Here is a 15,767-nt window from a genome sequence, read left to right on the forward strand (position 1 = left end):
ACCTGATTAGCAACGAACGTCAGCAAGATTTGTCTGACGAGTTTGTTGCGACATAAAAGTCATGGCTGTTAAATGATACAAGGAGTGATCGATCATGGCGATGAATCGAATTCAATTTCAATCTGGACTGTCGATGCTGGAATTTCTCAAGGGCTTTGGTACGGAGGTGCAGTGCGAGCAAGCGCTGGAAGTTGCCCGTTGGTCGGATGGGTTTCACTGCCCACGCTGTAACGGTACTGCTTACTATGTCATACGTGATGGTATACGCAAGGTTTTTCAATGCAGAGCCTGCCGACATCAGACCTCATTGATTGCCGGGACAGTTTTTCAGGGCACTAAACTACCGTTGACCGTCTGGTTCTTGGCAATTTATCTGGTTAGTCAGGCCAAGACCGGTTTGTCATCCCTGGCGCTCAAGCGCCAGCTGGGAGTGAGCTATCCTACGGCATGGTTGATACATCACAAACTGATGCAGGCGATGGCTAATCGTGAGGAGCGCTATGTCCTTGATGGCAGAATCCAGGTCGATGATGCTTATCTTGGTGGAGAGCGTGCGGGAGGAAAAGCGGGTAGAGGTTCAGAGAATAAGGTGCCCATTGTTGCCACTGTGTCTCTGACTGAAGATGATCACCCTTTGCGCGTGAGGCTTACCCCAGTCTCGGGATTTACGCTAAAGGCAATTTCAGCCTGGGCAAAGGATTGTCTGGCACCCGGCAGCACGGTATTCTCGGATGCCTTGGCCTGCTTTGGTGCCGTCACCAAAATTGGCTGTAGCCACCATTTTACAGTTATCGCCGGACGCAAACCAAAGGAGACTCCCGAGTTTCGGTGGATCAACACTATCCTCGACAATCTCAAGACCAGCTTGTCGGGTTGTTACCATGCTTTCAACTTCCGCAAGTATGTCGCTCGCTATCTTGCCGCTTTCAGTTACCGATTCAACCGGTGTTTTGATCTTTGCTCACTGCACGAACGATTTGCTTCGACCACTCCGCAGCCCTTGCACTCTATTCGAATGGCTGACGTTCGTTGCTAATCAGGAAAAATTATTATTTGTCGATTCAGGTGTTGCTGATGTGGAGAGCCTGCTGTTTGGCCTTGAATCCGGTTATACAGTCATACCGCTTTGCAATGATTCCGATCCGATTACTCAGCTATCCACTGCAATTGCCTTGCACGCGCCGGTCGATGAAATGGTGATTGTTGCTCATGCCGAGCCAGGAAGAATTATTTTTGCCGGCCAGTCAATCGATGTCATTGCACTTGAACAGCATGGCCAGGAGCTGGCTGATTGGCGCAGTGATTTAACTGAAGATGCCGGAATCTCCATTTACGCTTGTCAGCTGGCTGCGGGTGAAATCGGTCGGGATTTTTTACAGTTACTGGGGTGTCTGACGGGAGCCAAAGTAGCCTCGTCAACTTTGCCCATAGGTAATCTCGGCGCATACCAAAATTGGCATCTGGATCACTATACACACGCCTTTGATGCGCCACTTCCTTTTCATGAAAAGGAAGTGGCTGCCTACCAGCATACCCTTGCACCGGTGATCTCAATTGACCGGATCGCATCAGTATTGTCAGTGATAGAGGGTGCGAGCGGCACTCGGCAGATGGAGTTTGTCGTGACACTGTCGGAACCGGCGACCACGACAGTGGGGATTCCCTATCGGACGCTTGATGGAATGGGTACGGCAACGGGAGGAATTGACTATACGGAAGAAGCGAGCACTGTCTACATTTATGCCGGGCAAAGCAGCGCCACGATCAATATTGCGGTTTTGGGTGATAGCACCGACGAAGTGGATGAAAGCGTGGTGCTGGAATTGTTCAACCCCGAAAATGCGGTGTTTCCGGATGGCGCGCCATCCCTGCGCACCACAGGCGTGATTCTGGACGATGACGGCAGTGCCAGCAATCTGGCGCTGTTTGTCAGCCAGGTGCAGGTGGTGGAAGGCAACAGTGGCGGCAAGCAGGCGGTATTCGAAGTGCAGTTGTCACGTCCTTCGACTGACTCGGTTACGCTGAACTACACCACTGCAGATGGCTCGGCCGTAGCCGGGCAGGATTACCAGGCGCAGGCGGGTACGGTAACATTTTTGCCGGGTGAAACGGTCAAAGCTGTCTCTGTGCCGGTAATCGGCGATACGGTTGCGGAGGCGAACGAATTTTTCAATCTGGTGTTCACGCCAACTGCCGCGATTGCCAACGGTGTGACGGGTGCGGTTGGCACTGCCGTCATTCTGGATGATGACACCAGTAGTTCGCTGCCGGAAATCAGCCTTTCCGGTGGCAGAACGATAGAGGGTGCGAGCAGCAGCCGGCAGATGGAATTTGTCGTGACGCTGTCGGAACCGGCGACCACGACAGTGGAGATTCCCTATCGGACGCTTGATGGAATGGGTACGGCAACGGGAGGAATTGACTATACGGAAGAAGCGAGCACTGTCTACATTCGTGCTGGGCAAAGCAGCGCCACGATCAATATTACCGTTGCAGGTGATAGCACTGACGAAGTGGATGAAAGCGTGGTGCTGGAGTTGTTCAACTCCAAAAATGCGGTGTTTCCGGACGGAGTGAATACGCTGCAGGCGATCGGTTTTATTCTTGATGACGATGGCGCAGATAACAATCTTGGACTGTTTATCGGCAATGCGCAAATCGTTGAAGGGGCAAATGGCGTGGCGCGCGAAGTTGCAGTGCCATTCATCTGTCTCGTCCGTCCGATCAAACACTGACTTTCCAGTATCAAACGGCGGATGGGGCTGCGATTGGAGGACAGGATTACACGTCACAAACAGGAACGGTGACCTTCCTGCCCGGGCAGACACTTGCTGCCGTGATGATTCCTGTCATTGGCGATGCCATTGATGAACCAAGTGAAACCTTCACGTTAACGGTTACACCAACTGCCGCGATTGCCAATGGAACAGCTGGTGCAACTGGAACGATCACTATTATTGATGGTAATGCTCCAGGTGCTCCGGGGCGGGTCAAGGTGAACGTCGGAAATAGTGCGAATATAGATGAAGGCAGCGTCTTCAGCCGCAGCATCACGTTCAGTGATGGCGAGGACAGCGGTAACGATGGCTGGACCTACAGTGTTGACTGGGGTGATGGCTCGGCGGCCGAAACCGGCAGCGTTGAGGCGGGCGTCAGCAGCTTCGACATCAGTCGCCTGCTCGCCGATGGAGATGCCAGCCACAACGTGAGCGTCACCGTTACCGATGTAGCGGGTGACAGCGACACCCAGCAATTCCAGCTCGGCGTCAACAACGTAGCGCCGGTAATTGCCCTGCACGGAGCGGACAGCGTGAACGTGGGTGCAAGCTACACGCTTGATCTGGGTGCAGTCACCGATCCGGGGCAGGACACCGTGACGAGCTATATCGTCAACTGGGGCGATGGCAGCAGTGATACATTCAGCAATGCAGGTCAGGTGACGCATGCCTATGCAGATCCGGGCAACAACACCATCAGCGTGGACCTCGTGGATGAAGATGGCACACATACCAATGCAGGCAGTCTGACGATAGCGGTCGGTATTCCGCCTGCCGATGTCAGCGTCAATGCGGGGGGCAATGCCACCCTTGATGAAGGCAGCGTCTTCAGCCGCAGCATCACGTTCAGTGATGGCGAGGACAGCGGTAACGATGGCTGGACCTACAGTGTTGACTGGGGTGATGGCTCGGCGGCCGAAACCGGCAGCGTTGAGGCGGGCGTCAGCAGCTTCGACATCAGTCGCCTGCTCGCCGATGGAGATGCCAGCCACAACGTGAGCGTCACCGTTACCGATGTAGCGGGTGACAGCGATACCCAGCAATTCCAGCTCGGCGTCAACAACGTAGCGCCGGTAATTGCCCTGCACGGAGCGGACAGCGTGAACGTGGGTGCAAGCTACACGCTTGATCTGGGTGCAGTCACCGATCCGGGGCAGGACACCGTGACGAGCTATATCGTCAACTGGGGCGATGGCAGCAGTGATACATTCAGCAATGCAGGTCAGGTGACGCATGCCTATGCAGATCCGGGCAACAACACCATCAGCGTGGACCTCGTGGATGAAGATGGCACACATACCAATGCAGGCAGTCTGGGAGTTCAGGTGAATGATGATGTGGTTGTGGAGACCGTTCGTATCGGGGATGCACCGATGCGGATTACCAAGATCGCCCAATTGGTCGATGCCTGGTCTGACCCGGTTGTTGACACGATTGTGCATAAGGCGGATGCAGGCAATCCAAATGAAGCCTGGTCAGCGGTAACACCTGGCATTCTGAGTACGCAGTTTCTGGCGGGTGGTGATCTTTATGCGGGCGATCTTGGTGTCAGCGGCCGCAGTGTGGCTACCAGTTCTATTGCACAGGAACTGGATGGTACCGAGACCTTGCGTTTTGAATTCACGCAGGCGGCATCGGCAGTCACTGTCAGCCTCAGTCGTCTGTTTAGTAACGATGAGAGCAGCATATTCAGTGAATCCGGCCGGTTGCGCCTCTTTGATGCGGATGGTGATGTTGTCGGTGAAACGACATTTGTAGCGGATACATCAAATGGCAAACAATTGGTCAGTGTTGCTTCGGAAGCCAAATTTACCGCAGTGGAATTCAACGCCGGTGCATATGATGGTGGCGAGTTTAGCTTTGGCGGGCTTGCTTCTACCAGCGGCGAATTTGCAACCGATATTTTTGCGGATGCGAGTGGCAAGCTCTATGGCAGCGATTATCTGATCGACTGGATCGAGCCAACATTTGAAATCTCGCTGGTTGGTGTCGGTGATATCGGGTAATTTTGCTGAATGTCACCTCCTCAGAGCAGTCTGCATGGCTGATCTGAGGAGGTGAATTCTAGTTTGAAGTGTGGTGTCTTCTATTTTAATAGTGTGTAATCAGTACAACTTAAAAGGATTAATCATGATCAATTTACGCAATGCCCCAAAGTACTTTTTTTCCACCGTCGCGCTGAGTATGCTGCTGTTTGGTTTCAACCCGCTCGCCACTAGTGCGGTACTGGTCAACCAACCCTATCTTGCGAATAGTGATGGCTTTTTATCCAGTGTCAACGGTGGTTACGAGAATGCCGAGTCATTTGTTCTGCCGGGCGCCGTAAATCTAACTTCTATCGTATGGTGGGGATCAGATGCCGGCGCCGATGATTTTCTGGTTAGAATTGGTACTAGCCTCGGAAGTTGGACAAATTTGGCTGGATCAATTGCCAAAACCGCAACCTTCGATATTGATAATGAAAACCGGGATATTTTCCGTTTTGAACAGACGCTCGACTCAGCTCTCACGTTGACAGCTGACACACATTTTCTGTCCATTTCACAAGAGGCAGAAGAGTGGTTCTGGACGGTCGGATCATTGGGTAGCGGTTTCGGGCAATTGGGGAGTTTTTTTGGTGATAGTCAGGGCTGGTTTCCTGATGAAACTGCGGAGCTTTCCTTTCAGTTGGCTGGTGAAGGTCAGTCACAAAGCGTGCCTGAACCGGGCATGCTTGCGCTGTTCCTAGTGGGAATTTTTGCTTTCTGGGAGGGAAGAAAACGGTCGGGCTGAATCAACCGTGTAGCAGAAAACGGCAAATCAGGAATGGACTGATGGGAATGCTCGCCCCGCTCCTGATTTGCCTGTTTACTGCAGAGGGGTGATTGTCGGGCAGAATGCGTATACCAGCAATGAGTTGTTTGTTAAAAAATGTGGACAGCGTTCGGGCCAGGAAACGAATTTGTATGTGGCAATCCTTAAGACCGATTAAAGGTATCCTGATCTATACAGCCATTATATTTTGGGCTTCCCTGGCTTATTTCATGTATGCCTATTCGGTTTACCCGGTGATAGAAGAAAAAGAAACCTTCATGGCTGAAATTGGTGAGGGTTTCGGTAACGCTGCTCTGGTTATCCTGATTTTTATTTATTTCTGTACTTTCTTAAAGCTTATGCTGGGAGAGGGAAAGCTGGCGAAACGATTGCTACCGGACTGCTTACCGCCAATGAATTCTTCATTTTTAAATCAGTTGCTTGTAGTTTTAAACCGCACACATGTTTTTGTCGGGATCGCTGCTATCTCGGTTATTCTGCTCCATATAGCCCTGATAGGGTTTTCCAGATATACGCATATTCTCTTTTTCCCGGCTGCTCTGATTCTGGTTGTATGGCAGGGGTTGTTTGGTCTGTTTCTGACCTGGCGTTATAGTCCTGCTGAACTGAAACAGTTTTCCTATCTGGTGCACGCGCAGTTTTTTACCGGCATAGCGATCGGGATATTTGCATTATTTGGACATATTCTGATAGATGATTAATTCAACGGCTGTTTCAGGTAGACTAGATTTGATGGTGCCCCTAAAAATGCACGGTGCGGCTTTGCACCGACTTGTGCGCCAATTTAGTGCCCACCAGAAAACCTCATCTTTTATGAGAGCGCTGTCTGTTTTTTAAGCAGCGCAAATAAAATACGACACAACGATAGGTGTAAAAAAAACTTCTGGCTGGACTTTTTCGGCAAACATTACAAAAAAAACGGAGCACAGATGAAGCACTACAAGCAGCTCACCACTGAGCAACGATACCAAATTTCTGGCTTGAAGAAGGCAGGTTTGAGCCAATCGTAAATTGCGGATGAAGTGGGCGTGCACAAGTTGACGATTTCCCGTGAATTTGGGCGGGACAAGGGGCTGCGTGGCTGGCGTCCCAGGCAGGCGCAGGAATTGCGGAACGAGCGTCTCAGCGGCTTGCTCTGGAAGAGCGGGCTGCGGATCAGCCATGAATTGATCTACTGCACATTTATGCAGACAAGCGCCGTGGTGGCGACCTATGGCGACACTTGTGCTGTCAAAAGCTATGCAGGAAACGTTACGCGAGTGGTCAAGAACGCCGGGGCACGATCAAAAGCCGGGCACGCATTGACGAGCATCCGGTGATTGTGGATCAGAAGAACCGCATAGGCGACTGGGGAGGCGACACCGCGATCGGCAAGAACCACTGAGGCACATTGGTCACATTAGCCGAGAGGAGGTCGCGCTACATTCTGGCAGCCCAGGTGCCTGACAAACATGCATCGGATGTGGCGGCGCCAGTAACGCGGCTACTGGTACTCCCATAAAGGCAAGTGCTACACCATGACATTCGGCAACGAGAAAGAGTTTGCGGAGCATGAAACCATCGCGGCGGAACTCGATGCGGATGTTGATTTCGCCCATCCCTACCACTCATGGGAACGTGGCTTGGATGTGAACAGCAATAGACTACTGCGACAATATTTCCCCAAGGGAATGGAATTGGCCGAAGCTGCCCAGGAACAAGTACAGCGGGCAGTAGATAAATCAACCATCGACTACGCAAAATGCTTGGATTCAGAATCCCGTTTGAGGTCTTCTTCGGGAAGGCAGTGTGCTACGCCAAACCACCATTAGGCGTTGTACTTCAAAGCTGAATCCGCGTCATTTTTTGATCGATTATCACCGTGTTTGACAACCGAGCCAGCTTTCAGTACATTCAGAGGGCATGGGAAAGGTAGTTTATTTTTCCTATACACCTATCAACCAGCGGTGGAGAATGACATGACGAGTAACTATCACCCCCTGCCCGCACAGAATCTAACGGGTACTGTTAGAATATTTCAAGCGCCTGCGCCTGAACATGTAGTTCTGGAATCGCCGGCACTGGATGTAATGACTAATTTTCGGCAGGTTAATGCCGCCATCACTGCGCCAAATGTGGCTATGGAATTAGCCAATGCCTATATGATGCAACACGGCGTGCGTTCATTATTTGTAGTGAATCAGGACCATACGCTGATAGGACTTATTACTGCATCAGATATTCTTGGCGAGAAGCCACTGCGTTTTATCCAAGAGCGGCGTGTCAAGCATAATGAAATTCTGGTATCCGATATTATGACGCCTCTTAATAATCTGGAAGCGATCGCGATTGAAGAAGTGGCACGTGCCAAGGTGGGTGATGTTGTCTCCAGCTTACGCGAGAGCGGCAGACAGCATGCGCTGGTGATTGAAAAGGGTGTGAATGACATACCCCCGACGATCTGTGGTATTTTTTCATTGACTCAGATTGAGAAACAGTTGGGTACGACCATTATCCCAACAGAAGTTGCCAAGACATTTGCGGAGATTGAAGCGAGGCTGGCTGCTAGTTAGTGCCCGCCCGAAAACCCTCCGTCCCCAATAAACCGCCGCTATCCGCGCGGATGGTGCTTGGCATGTAACTGCTTGAGTCGTTCACTTGCAACATGCGTATAAATCTGCGTGGTGGAGATGTCAGTGTGGCCGAGCAAAAGCTGTACCACCCGCAAATCCGCGCCATGGTTGAGTAAATGAGTAGCGAATGCATGGCGCAGGGTGTGTGGCGAGAGGGGTTTGTCGATACCCGCTCGTAACGCATGGCGTTTGATCAGATACCAGAATGCCTGGCGGGTCATAGCTGCACCATGAATTGTTACAAAAAGCTTGCTGCTATGTTTGTCGCCGAGTATATCCGGGCGCGCTTGCTGCAAATACTGCATCAGCCAGTGCAGTGCTTCTTCACCAAGCGGTACCAGGCGCTCCTTGTTACCCTTACCCAGAATATGCACGATTCCCATATCCTGCCGTACCTGCGAAATCTGTAAATCGACTAGTTCAGAGACGCGCAGTCCGGTGGCATAGAGCAGTTCCAGCATGGCGCGGTCACGCAGCCCCAAAGGCAGCTGAATATCAGGAGCGGCGAGCAGCATTTCGACTTCTGCTTCAGACAGGGTTTCGGGCAGATAACGGGGAATCTTGGGACTATCAATATTGAGGGTCGGGTTCAGCTTGATTTTGCCCTGCCGCAGCAAATACCGGTAGAAACGCCGCATGCAGGAAAGCGCACGGCTTGCGGTGCTCGCCTTGGCACCTTGCACGATTCCGCTCGACAAAAAAGCCAGCAGATCTGCCTGTGTGACACTGGAAAACCCCCCATCTGTATGGAGATTCTCAATCAGCCACCTGCTCAATTTTAGTAAATCTGTACGATAACTGTTGATAGTATTGCGCGACAGACCATCTTCCAGCCATAGCGCATCGGTAAACTCATCGAGCAATCTGGCATTGTCTTCAGCTATACTCATTCGTATTCATGCGACAGCAGCCATTGCTTGATCATGAGTGGCATGCCCTCACTGGCATGCATGAATCCCCCTAATTTACCGTTCTTGGCAATGACGCGATGACAGGGAATTACAATCGGTAATCGATTCGCGCCACATGCCTGTCCAACGGCACGCGGGCTACTGTGCAGCAGGCTGGCAAATTCTGCATAGCTGCGGGTTGCGCCAGATGGAATCGCCTGAATCTGCTGCCAGACTCTTCGTTGATGTTGTGTGCCGCTGATGTGCATGGGCAAATCAAACGTTATGCGCGGGTTTTGAAGATAGGCTTGCAGCTGGCGAAAAACTTCAGCAGCTAGTTCGTTGACGGGTGGTAGCACGGGTGTATCCAGTGGCAGATAGTTGATGTCCGTTAGCCACTCCGCATCGGTTTTGATGCCCAATACTGCGAATGGGGTCAGCACCTTGGCTTGGTATATCGCGTGATCGGCTGCTGATTTAGATTTTTTCACCGGTAGGAGTTACCGACTCAGAATAACTTCCAACACAAATTTACTACCGACATAGGCAAGCAGTAGGATGACGAACCCGGTCAGTGTCCAGCGAATGGCGGTGCGACCCCGCCAGCCGTAAAAATGTCTACCTGCAAGCAGTGCTGCGAAAATAACCCAGGAAATGATGCCGAACAGGGTTTTATGCGTGAAGGTTAGTGATTGTCCGAATATTTCTTGTGAGAAAAAAATACCACTGGATAATGTCAGACTCAGCAGAATGAAACCGACCCAGACCAGCCGGAACAGCATTTTCTCCATGACCAGCAGCGGCGGCAGGCGGCTGAATAATGATGATCCTGTAGATTGATGCAGATGACGTTCCAGTGCAGTCATCAGCAATGCATGCAGTGCGGCAATTGTGAAAAAACCATAGGCGAGCATTGCTGCCAGCAAGTGCGCCTTAAATACCACAAGCTTGGTATGCGTCAGAGGATGTGCAATTGGAAACAGAAGTGGCATCAAAACCGCCACTGCGGCAATGAACGAAATGGGCGTTATCAGATTCTGCAAACCTTGCAGCGCAGATAAAAATCCGGACAGCCAATAGATAAGTGCGGCAAACCAGACAATTGCTGAAATCGCATTCCCCACGCCAAAACTGAGCAACCCATCCACAAAGATCGACTGATAAAGAATCGAACCATGCAGCACCAGCGGTACCAACAACATGAGTTGTGCTGATTTGACATTTGCCCCACGGATTTGTGTTTCAGGTACCTGCCTGTTTGTTGCGCGCCAAAAATACCATCCAGCCAATCCATAAAGCGTTGCGGCAAGAAGATAAGTTAAAGTACTGAGCATGCGTCGACAAATAGATAGATAAACGGCAAAGTAAGCACACTGGCGCCTTCAAGGCATTCCTCGCAAGGAGTGGTATGCTATTCTAGGTATAGATTAAAGTGTTTAGTTTATCAGCTATTAAAGCTGAACTGATCATTACCTCATGGCAAAATTTTAAGCCGTGTCTGCATTAAACGTTGAAACTGATTTTCTCGTTCGAGAGCGGCCGGAGTCCAGCGATTGGCTGTAGTAGTTACCGGCAAAGTCAGAAACCGATGACGCCAGCGAAAACTGGTATTTTTGTCTATTCCGCATCGCCTGACGTCCGCTCGCACGGGCAAGTCTTCAATCAACGTTGCGCTGTAATTCAACCACTGTTCCTATACCGTAGACGAGCCAAAGAGGTTCCCGGAATGGCCGTGAATATGTGCTTGCACGCGCAACAGCGAGAACGTTGTAACCCTGCTTGGTGCCGCCCCCAACGATAAGGGCGATCTGCATGGCAGGCCGGACAGTTCGGTTCAGAAGAATCCTCAAGATATTTCACTCCCATAGTGACTCGGCAAGATGTTCAAATCCACGTTGCTCTCGCCAGTTTTCTCTGCGCATTCCGATAGTTTGAATATCATGTGCAGCATGCCTTCACGAGTTGGGCATCCTTTTGATCGTTTTGTCCGATGACGTATCGTACCAAAGGTCGATTCAATCGGATTTGCTGTTCTCAGGCTTTGCCAATGAGCTGCTGGTAATCATAAAATGCCAGCAGCTCTTCACGATCCTTTTGTAATGTCAGTGCAGCCTTTGGGTACCTGGTTTCATAGGTCGCGATAAACAGATCAAACTTCAGACAAAAAGCCTGTTTTTTGTAATAGTTGCCGAAAAGTCCAGCCAGAAGCTTTTTTACGCCAATCGCCGCACAGCATTTCATTCGCGCTACTTAAAAAGCGGGTAGACCCTTCGTAAAAAAATGAGGTTTTCTGGCGGGTACTATAGTAACGAATCAACAAATATCCTTGCTGCTCGACAAACAAATTTGAAGTTCTTGCATCAATTTCTTGAAGAAGGGATCCTCGCTGAGCAGCTTACGACCAATAGCCCGAAGCCGGTCGGTGGTTTTGCGCGGCAATTCGAAGCTGGTTGGAATGTTCTTGAACCAGGCGCGCTCCTCGGCATCGCTGATGTAATCGAATGATATTCGCACTGGGAACAGTTTGACACGATGCGGCATCTGTATATCCAGCGCACATTGCTCGCCCTTCGTTGCCGCAAGTTTTTCGCAGCTCTCGATGAGCTGTGCCTCTTGGTTGAACTCTCTCACGGTAGCAGTGAGAAGCTCCAGTGTGTCGAAAGAATAATTATCCAGCGGAACCGTTGCTGCAGTTGTGAGCGTATCGATAAGCCCAGGAATATTTGGCGTTTTGTCGCGCTTCGTGGCGGGATCTGTAGCGGCGTTGACTGTGATGACCACCAGCTTGTTTACTTTTTTATCATTTAGCATCTGCAACACGCTCCATGAATAGTTGGTAGAGGTGATAGCCATCAGTGGTCCGCGCAAGCCTAGATTGTCAGCCACACCGCCATCGGTTAGGTGGATATAGTCGCGCCGCTCGGCTCCTTCAGCCGTCAACGATAGTCGCTCCTCGGCACGCGCTGTGCGGCGAGGGTTGATGCGTGAGGCGTGGTCTTTTGCAGCAAGCTCGACCCACTTCGGCTGTCGGTATTGGCATGATCCGGCGTAGTTCTGAAAAGTAAGTGGCGTGAGCCCTCCTGGATACGCTGAAGATGCAGCAACGGCCCGTGCCAGCGGTACTCCGCTTAAGTTCGAACAAAGCAAATCAAACTGATCCTGAACGAAGGAAAACTGCGTGCCTTTGCTCATATCAGTCGCATTCAGAATGACGAAAGGACGCCGACCACGCTTGATCACGTCGGCATAAGTGCCGCCACTGAATACTTTATGGTTGTAGAATTCGGCAGCCAGATCGCTGCGCCCGAAACTCGGCGATGCGAGTTTAACTAGATTATAGGGTCGAAAAAACTGCATGAGCAGATCTGACTGAATTGGGCGATAAAGGAATTTATCTGGAAATTCGTCAAAGATCCGCGAGCCATACAGTGCATAGTATGCCGCTGGAAAGCTGCCGCCAGAAATAGAGGAAATCACGTCTACCTCATCCAGGAGTGAGACCTTGCGTTGATCCCAGTCAATCAGCGTATCACGTAGAGCTTCCATTACGCCGAAAGACAAAGCCGCTGCCCGCATGCCGCCACCTGAGAAACTGAGGATAACGAATAATTCGTCGCTGTTCGTACCTTGCTCCAGCTGATCGAATCGGTAGCCGGCAGCCGGATCGTATTTAGCAAGCGGAGGATTAGGAGGAAAGGACGAGCATGCTGCCAGCAGCAGCGTGCAAATGAGAATGGCCATACCTTGGTAATATTGCGTGACCATTAGGCGCCTAGCTTTTTGGTAAAAATGATTTGGATTGGATCGGATACTGTTGTTTCTGCGATCAGCACTTCCTGCGATCTGGGCTCATAATTGGCGTATTCGCCCAGATCGAATACATGAGTGCCGGTATCCACGCGCAGCTTCTCATTAGTATGACCGCTACTCACGTTGTCGATATACACCAGCCGTTGTGTCGGAAAAGTCACGATAACATATTCAAGTGCCATATTTTTCCCTCTTTCCATCGACGATGTGGCTACAGTTTTATAGATTGACAAGTTGAGTCTATCGCGCTCGGTATGGCAATCTCATCGTTGCTTCATTGATAAAAATAATGCCTATAAATATTTTCAGTTTAATGTTTTTGGGTGCCGATTAAAGGCTTTAAGTTATACTTTGTTGTGCAATTTCGGCGAATTTTCTATATCACCCCCTTACTACTGAAAATAGTTTATAGGTAAAGATAAGCCATTGGACGGGCAATCCAGACTCAAGATCAAACGAAACTCGCTGCCCCACCTATATTTTTCTATCGCTCCCAATATCACCCTCGGATTACCCGAATGGAATAGGACCCAGTCCCTAAGGGCGAGAAGTGTCTTACACGAATGAAGTACTCACCAGGCGACATCTGGCGACGGATTCGAGCATTTAAGGAAGACCCTCCGTCGTCATTTCTGTCAATTTCCGGTATCTGGCTATTCGGCCCGTGCAAGGTCATAAAGGTATCCGTTGCTCCACTTGTTTCAATAGTATAGGTATTTTCAGTCGTTATATTGAATCGGTACACATCGCTTTCATTCGCTGCAGAAATAGCTGCATTGATACTCACTCCATCTACAATAAGTTCGGGAATGGGGCTGGGGCCAGCTCCATCGGAGCGTACGCCAACCGCATAATTTCCTGTGGCATTCGGGCTATAAAGACGAATACGCAGATAGTAAGTACCCGCAGAGAGATTCCGCGTGATTTGTGCATTAAAATTTTCACCTGCATCATCATCTGAAGCCACTTCGACATTCCGATCATTGGGGCCAAAGAGCGTCATGAAAGTATCGGATGGTCCGGTGGTGAACATCGTATGGGGACCGAAGGTCGGGACGTCGAAGCGAAAAACGTCAGCTTCTCCCGGTGTTGAGATATCAGCCTGCGTTGGATTGGCTCCAACCACAATGAGAAGTGGCTGAGGCTGAGGCTGAGGCTGAGGCTGAGGGGCTGCGCTGTCATAAATAATACCCAAGGCTGCACTGTCAAGGACATCGATAGGACGCGACCCGATTTGTCCTGAAGGGGTACTACCCATAGGATCGGTTAGGTTTTGTCCAAAAGGACCACCATTTGCTGGAAGATAGCCTTGATTAGGGAAGCGTAATTGCCACTCATGCCAGATCTTGTCGACCATACAATGATGCATGAAGAAGACCGGATCATTCGGCGAAGTCATCGGCAGCATAGAGCCACCGACCCAGACATGGCCACGGTTGTGGAGGTTGGGGCCAATCCAGCCTTCCAGTTGGTTACGGAAGCTTGGATTACTGTTCGTGTTCCATGGAGGTACATCATATGGCGTGATGGCCATAACTTGATCGATTTCCGCTTGAGAGGGTAAGGTTGGCAGCCCGTTCTGTCCAAATTCGCGCATCAACGGACCAGCTGGCGATCCGCTGGAGTTGATAACAGTCCATTGGCCAGCTCGGAATGGCCCAGTGCGAACGACTCCACCAGCGTCCCCATTTCCCCCGAGCAAGTCGTCATTCCACATGGAGGCATTCGTTCCTCCCGATGGCCAGTTCCAGTAGGGTATTCCGAAATTTGGGTTGCCAGAAACACGCTGAAGTTCCAGTTCAAGATCAAAAATAAAACGGCGGTGCCAGGGCAGGAAGGCAGGACATCGATGAATATCACCCATACTGGCGTTTGCATGCCTGAGAACAAATCGGTCATAGATGCCTTCGGCTTTTAAAGTTTGAATGGCGGTAACGAATTCTGCTCGTTCAGCAGCAGTCAGAGTATTTGCATCTTTTCTGATAGCCATGAGAACTTCCTCCTTCTCTTAGTCTGCTTGAATTAGTCTTTTGCATGGGAAAATTCGGCGGCGTGCTTAGCGATTTCTCTTGCTAGCTCTAATAACGAATCATATTGGGTATAGGGTAGATATTTCGAATAAAACTTATTTTTTACCCTATCATGATGGCAATCAATTTCCTTCCCATTAATCGACAAGTTGACGCCGTCTTTTATCTCGATAGTGCGACCTTCAAAAATTTCTTTATGGTGTGCCATGTTATGAACTCCTTTTTTAAATAATGAAAATTGATCTATCCTTCATATAAAAAAGAACTTTTACTTAACCTTTAGTCTTTACCAGCTTAGCCGCTGCAACTTTTAACAAGCCGGTAAAGGAGCAGCATTTTCTTGCTATGTTAGTGATCTCCTGCGCATTGCAGTTTCGAAGTGCTGATATTATCTGTATGACGCCCACGCGCGCGAATCACAGCTGACAGGTCTATAAAGTATCCATCCAACTTATCGTAATTTAAATTTGCGAATCCCAGTGTTCTCGGAAAATCTAATGGCGTATCTCTCATTCCTGTTATCTTGGTAGTCAGGAGTTCAAGACTCATTATCTCTTCAAAAGGAGAGGCCTCATATTTTCCTGATTTTGTTACGTTCTCAACCATAAAGCATCCTTCGTACCGAGCCTCCAGCTTAAAAGTGCCGTCTTCCGAAATAGCCAGTACACCAGAATGAAGCGTCGGTATTCCTGTGCAATTTTTTGTGTCTGCTAACGTAATGTAGCAAGTCATGTTTTTCAAATTAAAAGTCGCCTGAGACGTTGCTGCGGGGCTTCTCTGAATGAACATCGAAACAGCCATCATCAGCACTACAGCAAATAGTTTCATAGCGCC

Annotated in this window: 14 protein-coding genes and 3 pseudogenes; 7 read left to right on the forward strand and 10 right to left on the reverse strand. The window is 50.1% G+C overall.

Features of this window, described 5'->3' with window-relative positions; translation table 11 throughout:
• Positions 1-94: 94 nt before the first annotated feature.
• The 7 genes and pseudogenes from NSMM_RS03665 to NSMM_RS03695 all read left to right on the forward strand — a co-directional run bounded on the left by NSMM_RS03665 (position 95) and on the right by NSMM_RS03695 (position 8,143).
• Positions 95-1,036 carry an IS1595 family transposase gene (locus tag NSMM_RS03665; RefSeq protein WP_090284727.1) on the forward strand — a complete coding sequence of 314 codons (942 nt, stop codon included), beginning with the start codon at positions 95-97 and terminating at the stop codon, positions 1,034-1,036.
• A complete protein-coding gene (locus NSMM_RS03670) occupies positions 978-2,735 on the forward strand; it encodes a Calx-beta domain-containing protein (protein WP_176753844.1) in 1,758 nt (585 codons plus the stop codon). The genes NSMM_RS03665 and NSMM_RS03670 overlap by 59 nt, the downstream gene beginning before the upstream one ends.
• Positions 2,736-2,767: 32 nt before the next feature.
• Positions 2,768-4,783 (forward strand): PKD domain-containing protein, encoded by a 2,016-nt coding sequence (locus NSMM_RS03675; protein ID WP_245654667.1) that lies wholly within the window; start codon positions 2,768-2,770, stop codon positions 4,781-4,783.
• Positions 4,784-4,907: 124 nt separating this feature from the next.
• Entirely contained in the window at positions 4,908-5,549 is a 642-nt protein-coding gene (locus NSMM_RS03680; protein WP_090284733.1) for a hypothetical protein, read from the forward strand.
• A gap of 173 nt (positions 5,550-5,722) precedes the next feature.
• Entirely contained in the window at positions 5,723-6,292 is a 570-nt protein-coding gene (locus NSMM_RS03685) for a hypothetical protein (RefSeq protein WP_090284735.1), read from the forward strand.
• A gap of 228 nt (positions 6,293-6,520) precedes the next feature.
• Positions 6,521-7,422: pseudogene (locus NSMM_RS16960) on the forward strand (IS30 family transposase).
• A 127-nt stretch (positions 7,423-7,549) separates the two neighbouring features.
• Positions 7,550-8,143: a CBS domain-containing protein gene (locus NSMM_RS03695; RefSeq protein ID WP_090284737.1), complete on the forward strand. Its 594-nt coding sequence runs from the start codon at positions 7,550-7,552 to the stop codon at positions 8,141-8,143.
• 38 nt (positions 8,144-8,181) lie between these two features.
• Here the strand turns inward: NSMM_RS03695 and xerD are convergent, their stop codons facing one another.
• From xerD to NSMM_RS03745, 10 genes and pseudogenes are all read right to left on the reverse strand, one after another.
• Complete coding sequence (xerD, locus tag NSMM_RS03700; RefSeq protein ID WP_090284739.1) at positions 8,182-9,093, reverse strand: site-specific tyrosine recombinase XerD; 912 nt, start codon at positions 9,091-9,093, stop codon at positions 8,182-8,184.
• Positions 9,090-9,584, reverse strand: coding sequence for a methylated-DNA--[protein]-cysteine S-methyltransferase (locus NSMM_RS15535; RefSeq protein WP_176753845.1), 495 nt, complete (start codon positions 9,582-9,584; stop codon positions 9,090-9,092). Before NSMM_RS15535 ends, xerD begins: the two co-directional genes overlap by 4 nt.
• A gap of 9 nt (positions 9,585-9,593) precedes the next feature.
• Positions 9,594-10,427 (reverse strand): cytochrome C assembly family protein, encoded by an 834-nt coding sequence (locus tag NSMM_RS03710; protein ID WP_090284741.1) that lies wholly within the window; start codon positions 10,425-10,427, stop codon positions 9,594-9,596.
• Positions 10,428-10,645: 218 nt separating this feature from the next.
• A pseudogene (locus NSMM_RS16385) lies at positions 10,646-10,950 on the reverse strand (transposase); the annotation flags it as partial.
• 14 nt (positions 10,951-10,964) lie between these two features.
• A pseudogene (locus NSMM_RS03720) lies at positions 10,965-11,247 on the reverse strand (transposase); the annotation flags it as partial.
• 159 nt (positions 11,248-11,406) lie between these two features.
• Positions 11,407-12,834, reverse strand: coding sequence for a patatin-like phospholipase family protein (locus NSMM_RS03725; RefSeq protein ID WP_176753846.1), 1,428 nt, complete (start codon positions 12,832-12,834; stop codon positions 11,407-11,409).
• Positions 12,835-12,857: 23 nt separating this feature from the next.
• On the reverse strand, positions 12,858-13,085 hold the full coding sequence (locus NSMM_RS03730) for a PEGA domain-containing protein (protein ID WP_090284747.1): 228 nt from the start codon (positions 13,083-13,085) through the stop codon (positions 12,858-12,860).
• Positions 13,086-13,402: 317 nt separating this feature from the next.
• Positions 13,403-14,893, reverse strand: a complete 1,491-nt coding sequence (locus tag NSMM_RS03735; protein ID WP_090284748.1) for a tyrosinase family protein — start codon at positions 14,891-14,893, stop codon at positions 13,403-13,405.
• A 32-nt stretch (positions 14,894-14,925) separates the two neighbouring features.
• Positions 14,926-15,141 carry a hypothetical protein gene (locus NSMM_RS03740; protein ID WP_090284750.1) on the reverse strand — a complete coding sequence of 72 codons (216 nt, stop codon included), beginning with the start codon at positions 15,139-15,141 and terminating at the stop codon, positions 14,926-14,928.
• A gap of 140 nt (positions 15,142-15,281) precedes the next feature.
• Positions 15,282-15,761, reverse strand: coding sequence for a hypothetical protein (locus NSMM_RS03745; RefSeq protein WP_143001847.1), 480 nt, complete (start codon positions 15,759-15,761; stop codon positions 15,282-15,284).
• Positions 15,762-15,767 lie beyond the last annotated feature (6 nt).

Source organism: Nitrosomonas mobilis (assembly GCF_900103035.1).
GTDB classification, from domain to species: Bacteria; Pseudomonadota; Gammaproteobacteria; order Burkholderiales; family Nitrosomonadaceae; genus Nitrosomonas; species Nitrosomonas mobilis.

What these genes read in the sequence shown, in the direction of transcription:
- NSMM_RS03665 (WP_090284727.1), top strand. Translation starts at nt 95, where the DNA reads ATGGCGATGAATCGAATTCAATTTCAATCTGGACTGTCGATGCTGGAA.
- NSMM_RS03680 (WP_090284733.1), top strand. Translation starts at nt 4,908, where the DNA reads ATGATCAATTTACGCAATGCCCCAAAGTACTTTTTTTCCACCGTCGCG.
- NSMM_RS03685 (WP_090284735.1), top strand. Translation starts at nt 5,723, where the DNA reads ATGTGGCAATCCTTAAGACCGATTAAAGGTATCCTGATCTATACAGCC.
- NSMM_RS03695 (WP_090284737.1), top strand. Translation starts at nt 7,550, where the DNA reads ATGACGAGTAACTATCACCCCCTGCCCGCACAGAATCTAACGGGTACT.
- xerD (WP_090284739.1), bottom strand. Translation starts at nt 9,093, where the DNA reads ATGAGTATAGCTGAAGACAATGCCAGATTGCTCGATGAGTTTACCGAT.
- NSMM_RS03710 (WP_090284741.1), bottom strand. Translation starts at nt 10,427, where the DNA reads ATGCTCAGTACTTTAACTTATCTTCTTGCCGCAACGCTTTATGGATTG.
- NSMM_RS03725 (WP_176753846.1), bottom strand. Translation starts at nt 12,834, where the DNA reads ATGGCCATTCTCATTTGCACGCTGCTGCTGGCAGCATGCTCGTCCTTT.
- NSMM_RS03730 (WP_090284747.1), bottom strand. Translation starts at nt 13,085, where the DNA reads ATGGCACTTGAATATGTTATCGTGACTTTTCCGACACAACGGCTGGTG.
- NSMM_RS03735 (WP_090284748.1), bottom strand. Translation starts at nt 14,893, where the DNA reads ATGGCTATCAGAAAAGATGCAAATACTCTGACTGCTGCTGAACGAGCA.
- NSMM_RS03740 (WP_090284750.1), bottom strand. Translation starts at nt 15,141, where the DNA reads ATGGCACACCATAAAGAAATTTTTGAAGGTCGCACTATCGAGATAAAA.
- NSMM_RS03745 (WP_143001847.1), bottom strand. Translation starts at nt 15,761, where the DNA reads ATGAAACTATTTGCTGTAGTGCTGATGATGGCTGTTTCGATGTTCATT.